This is a genomic window from Glaciecola sp. 1036 (genome assembly GCF_050306235.1).
Taxonomy (GTDB): domain Bacteria; phylum Pseudomonadota; class Gammaproteobacteria; order Enterobacterales; family Alteromonadaceae; genus Glaciecola.
This window is the reverse complement of the sequence record NZ_JBLWFH010000014.1, coordinates 12,859-30,178: the sequence shown is the minus strand read 5'-3', so window position 1 is coordinate 30,178 and position 17,320 is coordinate 12,859. Positions and strand designations below refer to the sequence as shown.

The 17,320-nt window shown below is 39.5% G+C and carries 13 protein-coding genes; 8 read left to right on the top strand and 5 right to left on the bottom strand.

Annotation, left to right across the window (positions count from 1 at the left end):
• Nucleotides 1-29 precede the first annotated feature (29 nt).
• A complete protein-coding gene (locus ACNKW3_RS16590) occupies nucleotides 30-872 on the top strand; it encodes a substrate-binding periplasmic protein (RefSeq protein WP_427400445.1) in 843 nt (280 codons plus the stop codon).
• On the opposite strand, the gene ACNKW3_RS16585 is transcribed toward ACNKW3_RS16590, so the two are convergent.
• Nucleotides 869-3,028, bottom strand: a complete 2,160-nt coding sequence (locus ACNKW3_RS16585; RefSeq protein ID WP_427400444.1) for an exonuclease domain-containing protein — start codon at nucleotides 3,026-3,028, stop codon at nucleotides 869-871. The genes ACNKW3_RS16590 and ACNKW3_RS16585 overlap by 4 nt on opposite strands.
• A 205-nt stretch (nucleotides 3,029-3,233) precedes the next feature.
• Between ACNKW3_RS16585 and ACNKW3_RS16580 the strand changes: the two genes are divergently transcribed.
• The 6 genes from ACNKW3_RS16580 to ACNKW3_RS16555 all read left to right on the top strand — a co-directional run bounded on the left by ACNKW3_RS16580 (nucleotide 3,234) and on the right by ACNKW3_RS16555 (nucleotide 11,512).
• Nucleotides 3,234-3,425 (top strand): CPXCG motif-containing cysteine-rich protein, encoded by a 192-nt coding sequence (locus ACNKW3_RS16580; protein ID WP_427400443.1) that lies wholly within the window; start codon nucleotides 3,234-3,236, stop codon nucleotides 3,423-3,425.
• A complete protein-coding gene (locus tag ACNKW3_RS16575) occupies nucleotides 3,425-4,096 on the top strand; it encodes a flavin reductase family protein (RefSeq protein ID WP_427400508.1) in 672 nt (223 codons plus the stop codon). Before ACNKW3_RS16580 ends, ACNKW3_RS16575 begins: the two co-directional genes overlap by 1 nt.
• 178 nt (nucleotides 4,097-4,274) lie before the next feature.
• Nucleotides 4,275-4,562 (top strand): high-potential iron-sulfur protein, encoded by a 288-nt coding sequence (locus tag ACNKW3_RS16570; protein ID WP_427400442.1) that lies wholly within the window; start codon nucleotides 4,275-4,277, stop codon nucleotides 4,560-4,562.
• Between the two features lie 184 nt (nucleotides 4,563-4,746).
• Complete coding sequence (locus ACNKW3_RS16565; RefSeq protein ID WP_427400441.1) at nucleotides 4,747-6,021, top strand: HD-GYP domain-containing protein; 1,275 nt, start codon at nucleotides 4,747-4,749, stop codon at nucleotides 6,019-6,021.
• A gap of 106 nt (nucleotides 6,022-6,127) precedes the next feature.
• Nucleotides 6,128-8,746 carry a response regulator gene (locus ACNKW3_RS16560; RefSeq protein ID WP_427400440.1) on the top strand — a complete coding sequence of 873 codons (2,619 nt, stop codon included), beginning with the start codon at nucleotides 6,128-6,130 and terminating at the stop codon, nucleotides 8,744-8,746.
• 105 nt (nucleotides 8,747-8,851) lie between these two features.
• Nucleotides 8,852-11,512, top strand: coding sequence for a response regulator (locus tag ACNKW3_RS16555; protein WP_427400439.1), 2,661 nt, complete (start codon nucleotides 8,852-8,854; stop codon nucleotides 11,510-11,512).
• Here the strand turns inward: ACNKW3_RS16555 and ACNKW3_RS16550 are convergent, their stop codons facing one another.
• The 3 genes from ACNKW3_RS16550 to ACNKW3_RS16540 form a co-directional block, all read right to left on the bottom strand.
• Nucleotides 11,513-11,968, bottom strand: coding sequence for a DUF2721 domain-containing protein (locus ACNKW3_RS16550; RefSeq protein WP_427400438.1), 456 nt, complete (start codon nucleotides 11,966-11,968; stop codon nucleotides 11,513-11,515).
• 111 nt (nucleotides 11,969-12,079) lie between these two features.
• Entirely contained in the window at nucleotides 12,080-12,925 is an 846-nt protein-coding gene (locus ACNKW3_RS16545; protein ID WP_427400437.1) for a hypothetical protein, read from the bottom strand.
• Between the two features lie 55 nt (nucleotides 12,926-12,980).
• Nucleotides 12,981-13,832, bottom strand: a complete 852-nt coding sequence (locus ACNKW3_RS16540; RefSeq protein ID WP_427400436.1) for a hypothetical protein — start codon at nucleotides 13,830-13,832, stop codon at nucleotides 12,981-12,983.
• A gap of 226 nt (nucleotides 13,833-14,058) precedes the next feature.
• On the opposite strand from ACNKW3_RS16540, the gene ACNKW3_RS16535 reads away from it, so the two are divergent.
• Nucleotides 14,059-14,970, top strand: coding sequence for a winged helix-turn-helix domain-containing protein (locus tag ACNKW3_RS16535; protein WP_427400435.1), 912 nt, complete (start codon nucleotides 14,059-14,061; stop codon nucleotides 14,968-14,970).
• Nucleotides 14,971-14,975: 5 nt separating this feature from the next.
• Here ACNKW3_RS16535 and ACNKW3_RS16530 read toward each other — a convergent pair whose 3' ends face one another.
• The gene (locus tag ACNKW3_RS16530) at nucleotides 14,976-17,150 is read right to left on the bottom strand and encodes a winged helix-turn-helix domain-containing tetratricopeptide repeat protein (protein WP_427400434.1); all 2,175 of its coding nucleotides are present in this window, start codon (nucleotides 17,148-17,150) and stop codon (nucleotides 14,976-14,978) included.
• Nucleotides 17,151-17,320 lie beyond the last annotated feature (170 nt).

The window sequence follows — 17,320 nt, the reverse complement described above, 5'->3', positions numbered from 1 at the left end:
GGAACCAAAAGTAACAAAAGGGTCTATTATTGAGAATATTCAACTCGATCTCGTTTGTAATCTTGTTGACTTGCTATGGCGTGGGAAGTGCGAACGAAGCTGATTTACAACAACAAAACTTTGTAGACCTCACTATTTATACCGAACACTTTCCGCCTTATAACTTTCAACGACAGGGAACAATTACCGGTATCAATGTCGCAATCGTTCGAGAGATTTGTGAGCAGGTGGGTATTGATTGCCAATTTGTTCAACTGCCTTGGAAGCGCGCTTATCGAATGGCTGAGCAAAATACTTCAGCGGGTTTAGTGTCTGTTGCGCGATTACCCGAGCGCGAATCAAGTTTTAATTGGATTGGTCCCTTAGTATCGGGACAAAACTGTTTTTATAAGCTAGCGCGACGATACGACATTGTTGTCAATAAAGCGAATGATCTGGCCAACTATAAGTTAGCAGTTTCTAAGGACAATGCTTATTCGGCGATTTTAACTGAGCTAGGCTTTGTGGCTGGTCAAAATATGCTTTTAGTCACCAGCAAAATTGGAGTCTTGGATCCGTTTTTATCAGGTCGAACTGACTTGTTAATAAATTCTGCCACTAGCATCAAAGCTTATGTTGGTTCCGCGAATTTAAGCATGCATGACATAGCTCCCGTTTTTATGTTGCCGCAATCGAAAATTGCATCAAATTATTTAGCTCTAAATTTAGCAGTACCTGATTTTCAGCGACAAAAAATGCAACTAGCCTTAAGTAATCTCAGACAAGCAAATCAACTTGAGAAGATTAGAAAGTCTTTTTTTCAACAGCCTAAATCCCAGATACCAGCCAATGTGGATTCCCAGCTTTGGGAACAATGCATGGTAGAGAACTAATGTGCTTGATTTTGCAGTTGCAGACGCTTTTCATTCACTAGATTCAACAATTCACTGGCTGCCATGGCGTCTGACATGGCTCTGTGGTGGCGCTGCATAGAAATGTCGAAATGCTTGGTTAAATTGGCTAAAGAATAGGACTCAAGGCCTTTAAAATATTTGCGCATTTGTTGCACGGTACAAAGTTTGGGTCTGCGCCAGATACGCTCGATTCTATTGAATTCTTCGCGTATGAAACCGTAGTCAAAATTAACGTTATGAGCAACAAAAATACTGTTTTTAGTGAAGTTTTCAATTTGATCTGCGACTTCTTCAAAAACCGGTGCCTCAGACACCATTTCATCATCTATACCGGTTAATTGGGTAATAAATTTGGATATTTTTCGTTGCGGATTTATCAGGCTTTGCCACTGATCAACGACTTCACCATTAATTATTTTAACCATACCAATTTCGGTGATTTTATGTTGATTGGCACGGCCTCCAGTAGTCTCAATATCGACTACAACATAGGGTTGCATGGGATCTATGGCAAATTCTGCGGTGGTGATTTGTACCTCAAACCCCAATTCGCGCAATTGTTGAATACGCAATAGTTGATTTCGTCTTAAGGCATCTCCTTCGCCTTTTATTTCTTCAAATCTAATTTGATTGTTTTCGACCACAGTAATATCTGGAAAACCATCTTTGGTGCCATGCCAATCCTTTGCCATACGGAGCAAAATACCCTGCAAACCTAAAGGATCAGAAAGCTGAGTTAAATATTTTAATTCTTCTATAAGGGTAGGTGTGGCTGAATATAAACTTTGAGGCTTGTGTGCATGTTTTGCTAACGAACGTACAACAGCATTTATCCAAGCTTCGCCAGATGTTAAATGTACTAGTGTGTTTTCGATTTGCGTACCAGCTGATTCATACAGCTTATTTTGTTTTAAGCTTTCTGGCATATAGTCAAATTCCGTTGCCAGTCCCATGCCAGGCGTGTCGAAAATCTCTTCCCACAAAATTAAACAAAACAGAGCTCGCCATAAATTGTTTTCTGTTCTAAAAGCGAGCAGTCCTTGATTTTGATAGTGGGTGATAACGCCTTTTTCTACCGAGCCTTTATAAATTTCGTCTATTACAAGGTGTCGGTTTCCTTGACGCAACATATCGGTCATCAAACTGGTGCGTTTTTGTTGATACTTTCTGGCTAAAAAGTCTTCTGCAAAAAATGCCAGATGATCACTTATTGGGTTGTCAATAATGCTCAACAACTGTGCTTCTACCTGTTCTTTCATTCCCTGTTTAAATGCTTCTCTACACCACTTCTCTTGGGCGTCTTGATGTTGAATTTGTTTTAACAAAGGCAATGCCAATAAGACATCATGTTCAATTAGCCTATTTGCCAACAAAAAAGCGATTTTATTTTTTTCCAGTTCAGCTTGTTCGCCCACGGCTTCCGGTAAGCTGTGATACAAGGCTAAGATTTCGTTGGCCGTTTGCAGGGGCAGGGTTTTAAGTTCTCTACGTAAATGTTTTAACTGAAAAACGCTCAGAGCTTGGTGTTTGCATTCAAAGCGACTTTGTACCTGAGCGATTTCTTCTCTGGTGCGCATTATCCCTAAATCTCGCATACTGAATTGGTTTAAGCGGTCTCGACAGTTTCCAAAATACAGAAACAAAAAGTAATCGATGATGTCGTCCTTCGCGCGCACAACATACTCTTTGGCAATATCTGTGGCGCAAATATCTCGCCCCGAGATTGCATGGCAGGCTTCTACCAAGAGCTGTCTGGGGTAGCTTTTTTTAACAGATGTGGTTAGTTCAATTAAGGGCGAATTTGCCAGGTCGTAAAGACCGTCCTTAGTAAGCGCGTTTATAAAACGGCCTTTATCTTTTTCAGTTACCTCGCTTAACCAACCCTTTTGTTTCAAATCTGATAGTAGCTGTTGAATGTCGCCAAGTTCGACAAAAATTAAACTCTTGCTATTAATTACCGGAAGCTTGCGATTAACGCATCGTATGAACAGGCATTGTTGATCTTTAGTTGCTTCATCAAATTCTTTTAGAAATTTGAGATGCTCAGGGTGTAGCAAATGCGTGCAGGTATTCCGTATAAATTTCAGGAATTCAACGAAGTGATCATGATAATAAAAAGTAGGTAAATCACGCATTGACTAAAAATAACGTTGCTCAAAAGGGGAATAGATACTGGTTTAATATACAGTGATTGTCAATGGTTATTTAATTGAAATGATGCTCAATTCGTACTCGTTAGATTACAAAAAAGACAATTTCGAGCATTTAAAAGAATGAATCCGGCTAGCTAACTTAGGCGTATTAGTCATTTTAAACTAACCCTAAAGTGATGTTTTATTCATGAGCTTAAGCAGAGCTGAAACATTTGAGTGTCCCTATTGCATGACGTCAAATGACATAGAGATCGATGAAATTAACGATATAAATCAACATCAAATCGTGGATTGCCAAATATGTTGTTCGCCCATAGAGGTGTTTATTGAGGATACTGGGTTTGGTGTAAACATTATTGCTAAGCGAGACGATGAATGATGCAGAAGCAATTTACAAGAGATCAGATTGACAGACTAGAGCAAAGATATCGAGCAAATTTAATTAATTCATTAAGCGGCTTTAAAAGTGCCAATTTAATCGGCACACGAAACGCTGAAGGTAATACCAATTTATGCATCGTTAGTTCGGTATTTCATGTGGGAGCAAATCCGCCTTTAATGGGCATGCTGATGCGCCCGCATACAGTGGTTAGAGATACCCTAAGTAATTTGAAGACGACAGGCGAATTTACCATTAATCACGTGAACTCAAATATGCTGTTGCAAGCTCATCAAACTTCGGCGCGATATGAGAGTGACGTAAGTGAGTTTGAACAGACAAATCTAACACAAGAGTTTAGCCAAGGGATCAAAGCGCCCTATGTAGCTGAAGCGAAAATTAAAATCGGCTTGAAAGTAAAAAGTATTCAACTAATTGAGTTGAATAAGACTGAACTGGTGATAGGCGAGATAATTGAACTCTTCTTGCCTTCCACTATCATTGCTGACGATGGATACTTAGATATTGAAGCTGCACATAGTATTTGTGTTTCTGGATTAGATAGCTATCACAATACAAGCAGAATCGACAGATTGAGCTATGCTAAGCCTGAGTCCCAACCGAGTTCCATTTGGAAACCCCCCAAAACAAAGGATTTCGATATTTGTTAATTTATCTGTACATTTAATCTAGATCAATTGAACTTAATATCTTTGTTGCTAATCTAAATTGCTAGTGTATAAGTATAAAATTACTTATCAATGGCTTACCTTCGGGTGAGCCTTTGTTGTTTTAGGCAGATGATAAAAAAGAATAATTATCATTTACAGTCTTTTTAGAGGAAAAGCAATGAAGAAACTTGACCGTCGTAACTTTTTAAAATTGTCTGGTTCAACTTTGATAGGTGTGACTCTGGGCGGTATTGCGCTACGTGCAAATGCACAAGAGAAATTGTCTTTAGACAATGCTCAAGCGGTAGCTCTAAAGTACACACATAAATCAGAAGTTGAAGGTAAAACCTGTGGAAACTGCAAATATATCCAAGGTGAAGCCGGCGCTGAATGGCGTCCTTGCGGTATTTTCCCTGGTAAATTAGTCAATGCCAATGGCTGGTGCCAAGCGTGGATGGCACAATAGAGATTTAGTGCGCTAAGATCCAGTTTTAAGTGGCTAATTACACAATGATTTTAGCCACTTAACGACAGAAATATCCCTCATCTATTCACCCTGATATCGACGTTATTTCGATATCAGGTTATTTACTCAATAAATTTCCTTAAGTTGCCGATAAATAAGCAAATAACTAGCAGTTTGTGTATTTATGATGCAGCCACAGTACATTACAATTCCAATATCAGAGCTAAAACCCGGTATGCTTGTGCACAGTATTGCCCAACAAACAGGCAATCTTACAGTCAAACATCGGGGTAAAATCAAACACCCTTCGATTATCGAAAAACTTATCGCCTCTGGTGTTCAGCGAGTAGTGGTTGAACGTACTAAGCGAGCTTCTGTGGAAAGTATTCAAGCGCTAAATGATCGCAAAAAAACTGTCTCTTCACTCAAACCCTATTTAGCCGTTAGATCCAACGCTAATCAAACAGTTACTCCTGACATTAACGGCGGTAAAGGTAAATTGCTGGCAAAGCATTATGATGCGCCGGCTACCTATGCAGAAGAGGTGGAGTTTGCTGAAAACCTAGTAAAAGACTTAAACGAAGTATTCCACTATCAACGTATTAATATTGAAAAGGGCTTGGACATAGACTTCAAGAAAATCGACGTCATCCTAGAAGATGTTATGCATAGCTTGCAACGAAATTCCAATGCGTTATTGTGCGTGAGTATGCTACGCAATGGAGGCGAATACCTGAGTAATCATGCTGCGCATTGTGCTGTGCTTATGTGTTATTTTGCTGATGCTTTGGGATTATCTTACGATGACTGCAAAAAGCTTTGCCAAGTTGGCTATCTTTTCGATATTGGAATGACCAAAATTCCAAAAAGTGTCACTCATAAAATGGATCCTCCAAGTTTGGAAGAACAGTTGACCATTCAGTCTCACGTTCAGCATTCTTTGGACATAGTAGAGCCGTTGCATTTTGACAATCAACAACGCATTGCAATTGAGCAACATCACGAGCGCTTGGACGGTACAGGGTATCCTTACGGATTGGAAGGAGAGCAGATAGATAAATATTCAAGAATGCTAGCAATTGTTGACTGTTTTGATGCTATGACCAGCCATAGACCTTATCAAAAAGCCGCATCTCCGGCTGCAGCGTTAAAAGTGATTTGTAATCCGGATTACGGCTATGATCAAAAATTAGCCGTAAAATTCTTGCGGGCAATCGGAATATATCCAGCCGGTAGCGCGGTCATGTTAAATAACAAAAAACTAGCAGTTGTTATTAGAATCAATCGAGACCAACCGTTAAAACCAGTAGTAAGGACGATTTTTTCACTTAAAAACATGGATTATTGTGCTGCAGAAGAATTTGATTTGAGTGAAACAGATCAACAAATTAGTATTATCAAACCAGTTATTCCTGAACATTATGGTATTAATCTGGCAAAACTTGATATAGTGAATTAGCGTACAAATATTAAGCACGAACAGTCGTATATGTAATCGCTTAATTAGATGGATTTTCAGAGAACAGGGCATAATGTATAGGTGGTTTAGGAATTCAGTAATATTTGTGTTTTTAGGTCTCACAACCTCGGCTGTTTTTGCGAAATCGCCCAGTGTTTTGATTCTCTATTCAACCAGTAATGATTCGGGGTTTTACAGTAACTTCAATACTGAATTGGCCAATCAATTAAGTGTTATTTATAAAGACCCTCAAATTTTTACCGAATATTTGGATTTATATCGATTTAACTTCCCAGAATATAGAGCGTCTGTTCGAACCCTGATTCAAGAAAAATATAAGGATGAAAATATTGATGTCATTTTATTTGATTCGAATTTATCCGCTTCTCTATACAATAAAAAAAGTCAACCATCTGTATTTGATAATGCTCAAAAGTTCTTCATTGAAATCCTGATTCCATCAGAACTAAAAGAGAACCACAATAGTCACAAAATCTCATTCACACCTGATTACAAAACCCTGGCAGAAACCGCAGCCCAAATCACAAATAGCGATAAGGTGTATGTGCTGGTTAAATCTGACAGTGACTACAAAGTACGAATAGATAAAATTTCTGAGCAACTAGCACAACTGCCAATTAACACTGAATTTGTTGAATTTAATTCAACCGGTGAAATCATTACTCGGTTGTCAGCACTGGATCCAGATGTGCCTGTTATCGTGGTGCCCTTTTTTGCCATCGAGCAATCAAAAATCTTAGATCCAGTTGAAATCACCGAGCGCTTGGCTCGTCTAATCAGTCAGCCAGTGTTTGTACACTATGACATGTTGTTATCGGAAAACGTGGTTGGCGGATATGTATTAGTCTCCAAACAAGCAGCTGCCGAAGTTGCTAAGCAAATAAAGAAGGCCCTTGAAGGAAGCCCTCTGCAAGACGAATCCTTTTCGCCCAATGCTTATGTGTTCAATTATGCAGCCCTGGATATTCATAGAATCGACATTGATCAACTGCCTGCGCCGCATCAAGCATTGGATAAGCCCCAAACCTTCATCGACATGTTTTTAAACGAGTTACTTTATCTAGTCGTCATTACTTCCATGCTAATCGGCTTGGTTATTTTTATGCTCAATTGGAACCGATTGTTGCGTAATAACCAAAAACAATTATCCGAATCTCAAACTAGGCTAACGCGAATTAATGAGCGTATGGACGCGGCAACAGATGCTACCAATATTGGGGTTTGGGAATACGATTTGGAACAAGAGAGCTTGTATTGGGATAAGGCCATGATGACTCATCACAATGTGCCAGCCAATGAATTTAAGCCTACATTGGAATCTTGGTACGAGTGTGTAGAGGATAGCAAAGAAAAGCTCGAATTGGACTCCGCGTTAATTGCCTCGGTTAATTTAGGTGCCTCTTGTAAAGTAAGTTATACAGTACCGTTGAGTAATGGTGATACTAACTATCTGGAATGTCATATCACTAGCGTTAAAGACAGCAACGATAATGTAATTCGATTAGTTGGCACAGTATTAAATGTGACCGATAGTGTGTTGTATCAACAAAAACTGCAACTAGAGCGAGAAAAAGCGGAACAGGCAACTAGAGCCAAATCTGAGTTCTTGGCGAATATGAGCCATGAAATCCGAACCCCAATGAATGGTGTGATAGGCGCGGCAGATCTGTTAGCCCATACTCGTCTGGATAAAAACCAATCCAATTATGCCACCATGATAAAATCATCCGCTGGTGGTTTATTAAATATTCTCAATGACATACTCGATTTGAGTAAAATTGAAAGCGGGAAGCTGGATATTCAAACGTCACCGGTGAATTTAAAAACCTTGGTGCAACAAACTATCGCTTCATTCCGGTTAGAAATAAAACGTAAGAATTTAAAATTTAAGTTAATACATCCTACCTATGTCCCGGAAGTGGTTGAAACCGATGAAACTCGAATTAAACAGGTGTTGTTTAACCTTATTGGAAATGCCTTAAAATTTACCTCAGAGGGTTTAATTCAACTGGAAATCAGTTTTGAACCCAAATTTGGTGAACCCAATTTAGGAAAGATTAGTTTTACCGTAACTGATACTGGTGTTGGTATTCATGAAAGCCATCAAAAACGCATCTTTAAGAGTTTTGAGCAGGTACAAAATCAAGGCAAAACTATTTCCAAAGGTACTGGCCTAGGCTTAAGTATTTCTAAGAAGCTTGCCGAGCTTATGGGCGGTAGTCTTTCCCTGAAAAGTAAAGAAGGTCATGGCAGTGCCTTTACCTTGTCGGTACCTATTAAGATTGTGGAAGGCTTGGCTAAGAAACAGGTGGAAGATCAGGTGATAGACATGCCGGACTTTTCTGGCAAACGTATCTTAGTGGTCGATGATAACGAAATTAATCAAACCATAGTGGGACAAATGCTGCTTGATTGCGGTGCTGAAGTGTTTTACGCCAATGATGGAAATTTGGCAGTAGAAGCGTTTAAAGAAAGAAAGGTCGACGTTATTTTAATGGACGTGTTAATGCCCGCTATGGATGGTATCGAAGCGACTAAACATATTAGAAACTATGAAAGGTCGATGAATTTAAAGCCTACACCAATTATTGCGTTGACTGCTCACGCATTAAAAGGTTACGAGAAAAATTGTAAAGATGCTGGTATGAACAAGTACTTGACCAAGCCAGTGAATAGAAAAGAGTTGTATTCGGCAATAAATTAGTTGATTAAATAGCTGATTTATAGACAATTTAGACTAAAGTGTAAAAACTATGCTTTACTGTCTTGATAGGGCAGTTCGTTTTTGCCGATACAGGGGCCGTTACGAATGCGCAGATGGGTAATACTTAGCTGGATCATGCTATCGGTTTTTCCGGTGGTATCACAAACTCGGACAATTTCCGAGTTTCAAGTCTTGCTCGTAATGAACTATTCAGGCGACATTCCTTGGAATCGAAATTTTCTTCGTAGCTTTAAACAACACTTCCAGGCGTCTTATCCAGATGCTTCTATTTTTGTCGAATACATTGACGAAAATCGCATAACCACGCCAGAAGCAAAAGCCGCTATGTTAGAAATGTTGCGGATAAAATATCAAAATAAGCGCATAGATTACGCTTTTTTTGATGGCGTGAATTTGCAAGATTACGCTGAGGACTTCCGCAGAATTTTGCCTAACATCCTTACGACAATGTCGGCAATTAACGATGATGAATATCTGTTAAGAGAAGAGGGTTACAGTGTACTTAACACTCGCAGCGAGTATCCTGCGTTTATCAGCGAAGTGGCTGGCATAACGGGTTTTAATGACTTTATTATTATCGCTCAGGATAATATCCAAAACCCTGTTGAAAATATGTCTACCCTTAAAACTAAACTGAATCGAATAAGTCGGTATGATATTGCTTTTTACCACTTCACTACTCTTGAAAAAGCGATAAAAGATTTAAATAGCATAGCTGCCAATAAAAACATTATTTTCACCCCAGTGTTTACCTATGATCCCGAACCCTATCGCTCACCGGCGGAAATTAGCAAAATACTCTCTGAAAATATCATGCAACCAGTGTTTGTAAAATGGAGCACGCTTATAGTAGGTGATGTAGTAGGAGGCTATGTATTTTCTGCTGAACATTTGGGTAAGACTATTGCCGAATATGCAATATCCACTGTAAGTGAGGCTAGTATTCCAAAATCTGCCAATGCTGACTTACAGCATATCTTCAATCATATAGGCATGCAGAAATTCGGCATTACGGTAAAAGATTTGCCAAAAGGCTCGACCATTATTAACCAAAACCTGTCATTTTTTGATGGTCGCAATGAAGCCGTTTATTTGTTCATGTTCTTAGCCAGTTGCGGCGGCTTGTACTTACTCATGCAAGTAGGATTACGCTGGAAAATAGCAAGAAATAATCGTCAATTAGTGTTCAATCAAGATCTTCAGCGCAAGGTCAACAACAGACTAGCGCGCGCCATTGAAACCACCAATATAGGAATTTGGGAATACGATTTTGCCTCAAGAACCATTTATTGGGATAGAAAAATGTGCCAGTTGCATAATTACGCATCTGACTCTGGAAATTTGAATTTTGAAGATTGGATGAAATTAGTTTATTGGGAAGACAGGGCTGAATTTGAGTATGCGATCTTGCATGCACTGAACAATGAATCCAGCGTCAATGTTGAATACCGAGTAGCTACTTTAGATGATGATGATCAAACCTATATCACCATAGCTGCACGTCGACAATTCACCGACACCAGATTCGCCGAGAAGCTTGTTGGTACAGGACTAGATACTACAGAGCGTTATTTAAGAGCACAATCGTTAGAAGATGCCAGAGTCAAAGCGGAAAATGCTACGCGTATGAAAACTGAATTCTTGGCCAGTTTCAGCCATGAAATTCGCACGCCCTTAACTGCCATAATCGGTGCAGTAGATCTTATCAGCCACACTAAACTAGACAATGACCAGACTAAGTACATTAAAATTATAGGTGTGTCTTCTCGACGTTTACTCAAGTTGCTTACTAGCATTTTAGAAATGGCGAAAATGGAGACCAAGACCTTTAAAATTATTAAGGCTGAATTTGACCCTAATAAAATGTTGAACTCTCTGATAGGCACTTGTACGGAAAAAGCGAATGAAAAGGGATTAAGTGTTAATGTTACTTATCACGATGATATTCCCTTTACCTTGCTTGGGGATGAAGAGCGAATCCAGGAAGTTTTGTCTTCAATTCTTACCAATGCATGGGAGTACACCGAATCTGGTGAGATTTCTATTGATATTAGATTCAACGTTACCAATAATCGCGGCATCTTGATGGTGCTTGTGCGTGATACTGGCCCTGGTATTCCTGATGAAATTTTAGAAACTGTATTTTCCAGTTTGGATCATATCCATAATCATACCGCCGACGCGAATAAAGGCGTTGGATTAGGGCTTACGTTAGCCTCCAATATCTGCGAACAAATGCATGCCACCTTGGCAATCCAAAACCGTCCAAACGGTGGATGTGAAGCTTGCTTTGAAATTGCCCTTGAACTCGCGTCCCGACAAATTGAACACACTGGAGAGCTACTTAATAAACAACCAAACTTAAGCAATAAAAAGATCTTGGTAGTCGATGACAGTGAAATTATGCGCTTAATTTCAGGCGAACATTTATTGGCTTGCGGGGCTGACGTTGCGTACGCTAAAAATGGCCGTGAAGCCTGTGATCAATATCGTCAGCAAAAATTCGATTTGATTCTAATGGATGTGATGATGCCAGTAATGAGCGGTTTACAGGCGGTAGAAAAGATTCGCGAGTATGAAACTCACTCGGAATTAGATGCCGTCCCCATAATAGGTCTTTCTGCCAATAGCGCAGACGAAGAGTCGCAATATTGTTTAGCCGCTGGAATGAATGAATACCTAATTAAACCCGTCGAAAAAGACACCTTATACAAAGCAATTAACCGCTGCTTACAAACTTCTTAATCAGTCGTAGCCATCAGGATCGGGTATTTTTAGCGTCGCTGTGGCAATGCTCACTTCAATAAAAAAGCAAATCAATCCGCCCGTTATTGCGGTCATAGCAAAGGTAAACAGTGCAAGAATAAAGTTGTCTATGCTGGGAGCCACTATGCCTTTTAGCAAAAGAAGTACTACGGTACCGCACACAAAAAGCGCAGCGCCGGTTAAAAAATTGATTGCCCAGTTGGAGAATCGCATGCGTCTGCGCAGGGCATTTAGTTCGTCCTTTTGCCTTTCATTGTAGGCAGTAATGATGCCTTCATTTTTTTGATCTTCGTACCAGCGCGCGCGATCTATGACTCTTGCCAATCGGCCGGTTAACACATTTAGCATTTGACCAATAGCAACGAGCAAAAATACCGGTACCAATGAAAGTTGAATTAACTGCACCACGGATGAATTATCTATTTGAATTTCCATAGATGTTTTTGTTTTGCTGTTTTGGGGCAGTGTATGCTTTAGCGCAGATGATAGCAAATTAAGGCGTCACTTTATGGGCAATTACAGTAGTCAATTTTGCTCTGGTAAATGCTAATTTTGAATAAAGGTGGCAACACCAAATCGGTTAACCGCATCTATGGCTTGCTCAGACAACTGATTGTTTTCTAAAAAAATCAGCTTTCTGTCATATATTCCATGATTGCGCAGTACGTCTGCATAATTGTCGTCAAAATAAGTAAAGTAGGTGTCGTCTTTGAGCATCGCGTCTATGCCTTGCAGCAAAATAGCGTGAACTTCAGACTTGTGCGGATTTATGTAAATAAATTCTGCATTGGGATAAATAAATAACAGGTTTTCATCAACGATAATGTCAGTACCTTCATACAAGTGTAATTCTTCGTCAATTTCATACACACTGCGAGAATAGCAATCAAACTTCTCATCAATGATCATAGCTGTTAGGTTTGAATTTATTTTGTCAGACACTGTTTTTATAGCGTTCTGTTGATAAATGCCCAAGTCAGGCCAATCCGATCCAACACCAAAACTAAAATCCAGCTTTATCATGGCGTCGACTGACCTTATCTGCTCAAATATTGGATTAGATTTTTGCGTAAAGCACAATCTAAATCCAAGTAAGCCTCGATCTGTGGGCACGAAGATTGGTAACGAAGAAGACTCTCGGTTTTTATCTGCTGCACTGATGAAAATATCGATATTGCCTTGAGTTAAATAGTCAAATGCATCACCTTGCTCAAGGGCAATAGAAGGAACAAGCTGATATTGTTTCCCTTCTTCGGTGTGATTCAATGCCATCTGCAGGAAATTACGAAGATATTCCCTTTGGTATATTTTGTCCCAGACGATTAACTTTTCCTGGGCTTGTGTGCACAGGCTGAAGGTAACCAAAAAGATAAAAGAAAACACGACTTTCATTGAGCATACGACCTGCTTATCAAACACATCATCAATTACCTGACACCGGAGATGTTTATTCTATAGGCACTATAAAACTCGCGATACCAAAATGGTTAATCGCAGAAAGCGCCTGCCGAGAGATAGTGTTGTTTTGCATAAATACTAGCTTACGTTCAAAGGCTCTGTGCTTTTCTAAAGTATCACCATAAAACTCTTCAAAGATAGTAAAAAAGCTGTAGTCCTCAATGGCCATACCAAGACCTATACTTAATCTTTCATGTAATGACCGACGTTTTGGATTAATAAATATAAAATCAGAGTTGGGATATAAGAACAAGAGAGCATCGTCTTCTATTAAAGCACCATTACCGTAGTTTTTAATGTCGTCATCAATTTCCATCACGCTACGTGTTAAACAGTCAAACCGGTTGCGTTCCAACATTAAAAACAGTGATTCTCTTTTTGATACGGAAGTGACCCTAAACCCATTATCGCGAAAGATAATGTTATCTGGCCAATGTTCTGCAACGCCTATAGCTAATTCTTTGTTTAGCAAATCCATGGCCGACCTAACTCGGTTAAATGCAGGGGAATTTGCATTTTTCATACAAATCCTAAATCCCAGTAAGCCTCTGTCTAAAGGGACATAGAGGACACGGGCAGTGGTTTCTCTTTCTATAGTAGGCGCGGTAACAATCACGTCTATATTGCCGTTGACCAGTTCAGCAAATGCCCGGCCTTGTTCCATATCTTGCGATTTTATGACGTGGAGTTTTCCGAACTTTTCTTCTGACAGCTTAACAATATTATCTATATGCGCTTTAACGTAAGGATTTGTGTAGTTACGAGAATACAATACGAGTGTTTCTTCACTCATTGCGGTGGCAGTGAAAAACGCTGTAACGACTAATAATAAAGCCTTCATACTAAACTAATGACTCGCATTGATCGGAACCCATTACCCTAAGTTCCATAGATTGTTAATACTATACAGGTTGTTTACTTTATGTACATAATTGTTTTTCTTTAATATCCAATCATTTAGCTAACGAATTGAGTTGACTAACAACGAGATAATGTTGTTCAAACTTGTTTAGCAATTTATACTTTAAAACAAAGAGGGAAAAACCTTTAGATTTAGGACTTGCTGGGTGGAAACAGAAAATAGGGAGATACAGGGTTACGCTTTTGGCGACTTTTATCTAGACCTTAAACATAAAAGCCTATTTAAAAATGGGCAAAAAGTGAATCTACCAGAGCGCAACTTGATGCTATTATTGTTGCTTGCACAAGCCAGCCCTAATCCGCTAGATAAAGACGATTTACATCAGGCTCTTTGGCCAGGAAAAGTTGTTAGTGATTGGTCACTATCTCGTCTGGTTTCTGATACAAGGCAGATGCTTGGTGATGATGGTGAGAATCAGGCATTGATAAAAACCACAAGAAGTGTGGGTTTTAGTATGCCAGACCTTACGCCTGTCGAAGCTAAATTTAGTCTTAAGCCAAAATTTAATCGCAAGAGTATCGTCTTTGCTGGTGTTGCTATGTGTTTTGTTGTTTTGGCAGCTATTGTTGGCTATGACCATTATTCGCGACAAAACCTATATCAAACTATGCAGCGTATCGATCAACACCAAGAGAATGCGTTTACTGCTTTTATTGCTCAAGTAAAGCGCCGCAATCAACTGGTGACTATGATGCAAGATAGGCTGGGCATAGAGCGAGAAAGGCAATTTGAGTTGTTTTTTAGCTACTATGCGGATCAGATGAATGACGAAGAAACTTTCATTTGTGATCAAATGCGTGCCTATACGGATACAGGCATTTACAAACACAATCAGGCGATTTTAGAGGATCTACAAAACAATCCTGAAATTTATGATTTAATTCCTGCCAGCAAACAACTCGCCCAGCACTTAAGAATTTGGATCGATAAATATCATCAAGTCTTTAGCCAACGAGAAGACATGTGCCTGGTCTATGTTGGCGTCGAAGATGGCGTGCCTTATCCGAGCGAAGTAGATAAGCAAATTGATGCTTGGCTTGAAGCTAACAAAAAATAATATTCTCAGTTCGTAGCTTGAAATATAGGATCTTGGCTAATTAAAAAATCCAAAACCTTATTGGTTTTCTTAAGTTGTTCAAGCTGATTATCAGAAACCGCAGAAGACTCGGATAAAACCTTATATCTAAGTGTAGTTAGTGCCACTCCGGGTACCGTAAAATCTTTTAGTTGATATGTACTCAGTTGTTGGTCTAACAATGTCATCATTTGACTATATTTCTCGTTTTGCTCTGTCTGTTTATAGCAGTAGGCAAGATTGGCTATGTGAGAAACGCCCCAAATCATGACATTGAAATTGCTTGCATATTGCGGGTTGTCTGAAAGCACAGTTTCATAATAATCAGTTGAAGTGCTGCAATCGTTCTGAAAATAATAATAAAGACCCAATGCCATTGGTAAGGACTGACTGTCTGGCCATTCTTTTTTTAATGCCAATGTGTTCTCTAACCATTGGTCCAGGTTATTATCATAACTCGCTAAAATCAGTTTGATTTGTAAACCAATATAAGTGCCGCCGTTGTGTGTATATAAAATTGCAGCTAGGTTATTGGCTTGAGGCAACTCATCGCGCCAAGTGGCGTCCGTTAACGAGGCGTAGTACAAATAAAAGTCTCGGTCTGAAAGATAAGTTTTTGCCTTTGCCATATGCTTATCAACTTTGTCGTATTGCAAGGTAAAACGATACAAATTGGCTATGCCCAAATGACAAGCAGGGTAGTCGGGCAATAATTCGGTACAATGAATATATTGGGCAAGCGCTTTCTCTAGTTGGCCTAAAGAAAACAGTGAATCCGCCACGGCGAAATTAGTTATCGCAGACATAGGATTATAGGTCAAGGCAATTGAAAAGTGTTTCAAGGCGCCACTGTAATCTTGATTAATCCACAATAAATAGCCGTAATTATGGTGAGCTAGCGCCGAATTTGGGTCTAACGACAAGGCTTCTTCAAATGCTTGTTCTGCTTCAGACCTTTGATTAAAGGTGGAATGAAAAAGACCTTTGGCTACTATTGCTTCTGGTAGAAAAGGGTTTATTTGCAAAGCGGTTTCAATTGCTTTGAGCGTAGGATCTACAGTGTCCTCTGCTGTAATGACTCGTTGTTGGAATAATACTAAGGTGTTTAATGCGATCGACGCATGTGCTAATGCATAGTCAGGTTCTAATTCTATGGCCTTTTCAAACTCGGCCAGAGCCTTTCTGGTATATTCTGGTGTGGCTCTTGCCGCCATTGCGTTGCCACGTAAGAAGTGCATGTAGGCATCACCCGATTCAGGATGTTGCCTAAATTTTTGTCTCGTTATTGAAACATTCTCGGGTTCTAACGAGGTCACAATGGCAATGCTGATATCCTGTTGTAACTTAAACAGGCTTTGTTCTTCAGCAGTAAATACTTTAGACCAGACGTGGGTAGCGTCTTGGGCATTAATTAGATGGGTATTGATACGTAAAGTATTGCCTTCTTTTCTTACCGCGCCTTCTAATAAATAATTGACTCCCAGTTTTTTAGCTAGGCTTTGGCTATCTATGGTTTGGTCTTTAAATGAAAACGACGAAGAGCGGGAAATAACCGATAAATCTGGAGCAGAAGCCAGTTGATGGATAATTTCTTCTGCCAAGCCATCAGCAAAAAAGCGCGTATCAGCTTCATCGTCAAACACTTGAAAAGGTAACACCGCAATCGCCGTTTGTGTTGGCGTTTGAGGCTGCTCAGTTTCAGATTCGATAACCTCGAGTTGGTTGCTAGATTGATTGATAAACCAAAACACCGCTACTACAGATAAAATCCCAAGCATTGCTAGCCAAGCAACAGGCGATGATTTTTTTGTTGGGGGTGCTGTCTGTGTTTGGACTACCGGTGACGCTTGTTGCCATGATACTTGTTGGGCTAAACGATAGCCTTTCTTAGGTACGGTGATAATAAACGAAGGTTTGTGAGGATTTGGCTCCATTGCTTTGCGCAAATTTGCAATCAAATTATACAGTACATGATCAGCAATAACCTGATGTTTCCAGACCTGTTCAAATATTTGGTCGCGTGTGACTAGATTGCCTTCAGCCTTTGCCAATACAACAAGCAATTCCATTGCTTTTGGTTCTATCTTGACACTGTTCTCGCCATCATCAATTCGGTTTTCTAATGGATATACTCGCCATTTATCAACACTAAATTCCTGCATAGACACCTTCAGATTAATCCTTTAAATCTTCAATAAGCTACCTGCTTTATCCCAGTATAAATGGGTTTTAACCGTGATCATAGATTTCCCATAGATTTCCCATAGAACTTTTGGATTAGGTTGAGATAGCTTTTATTTCTAATTATACCTTCGCGTGTTTTGAGCAAGGT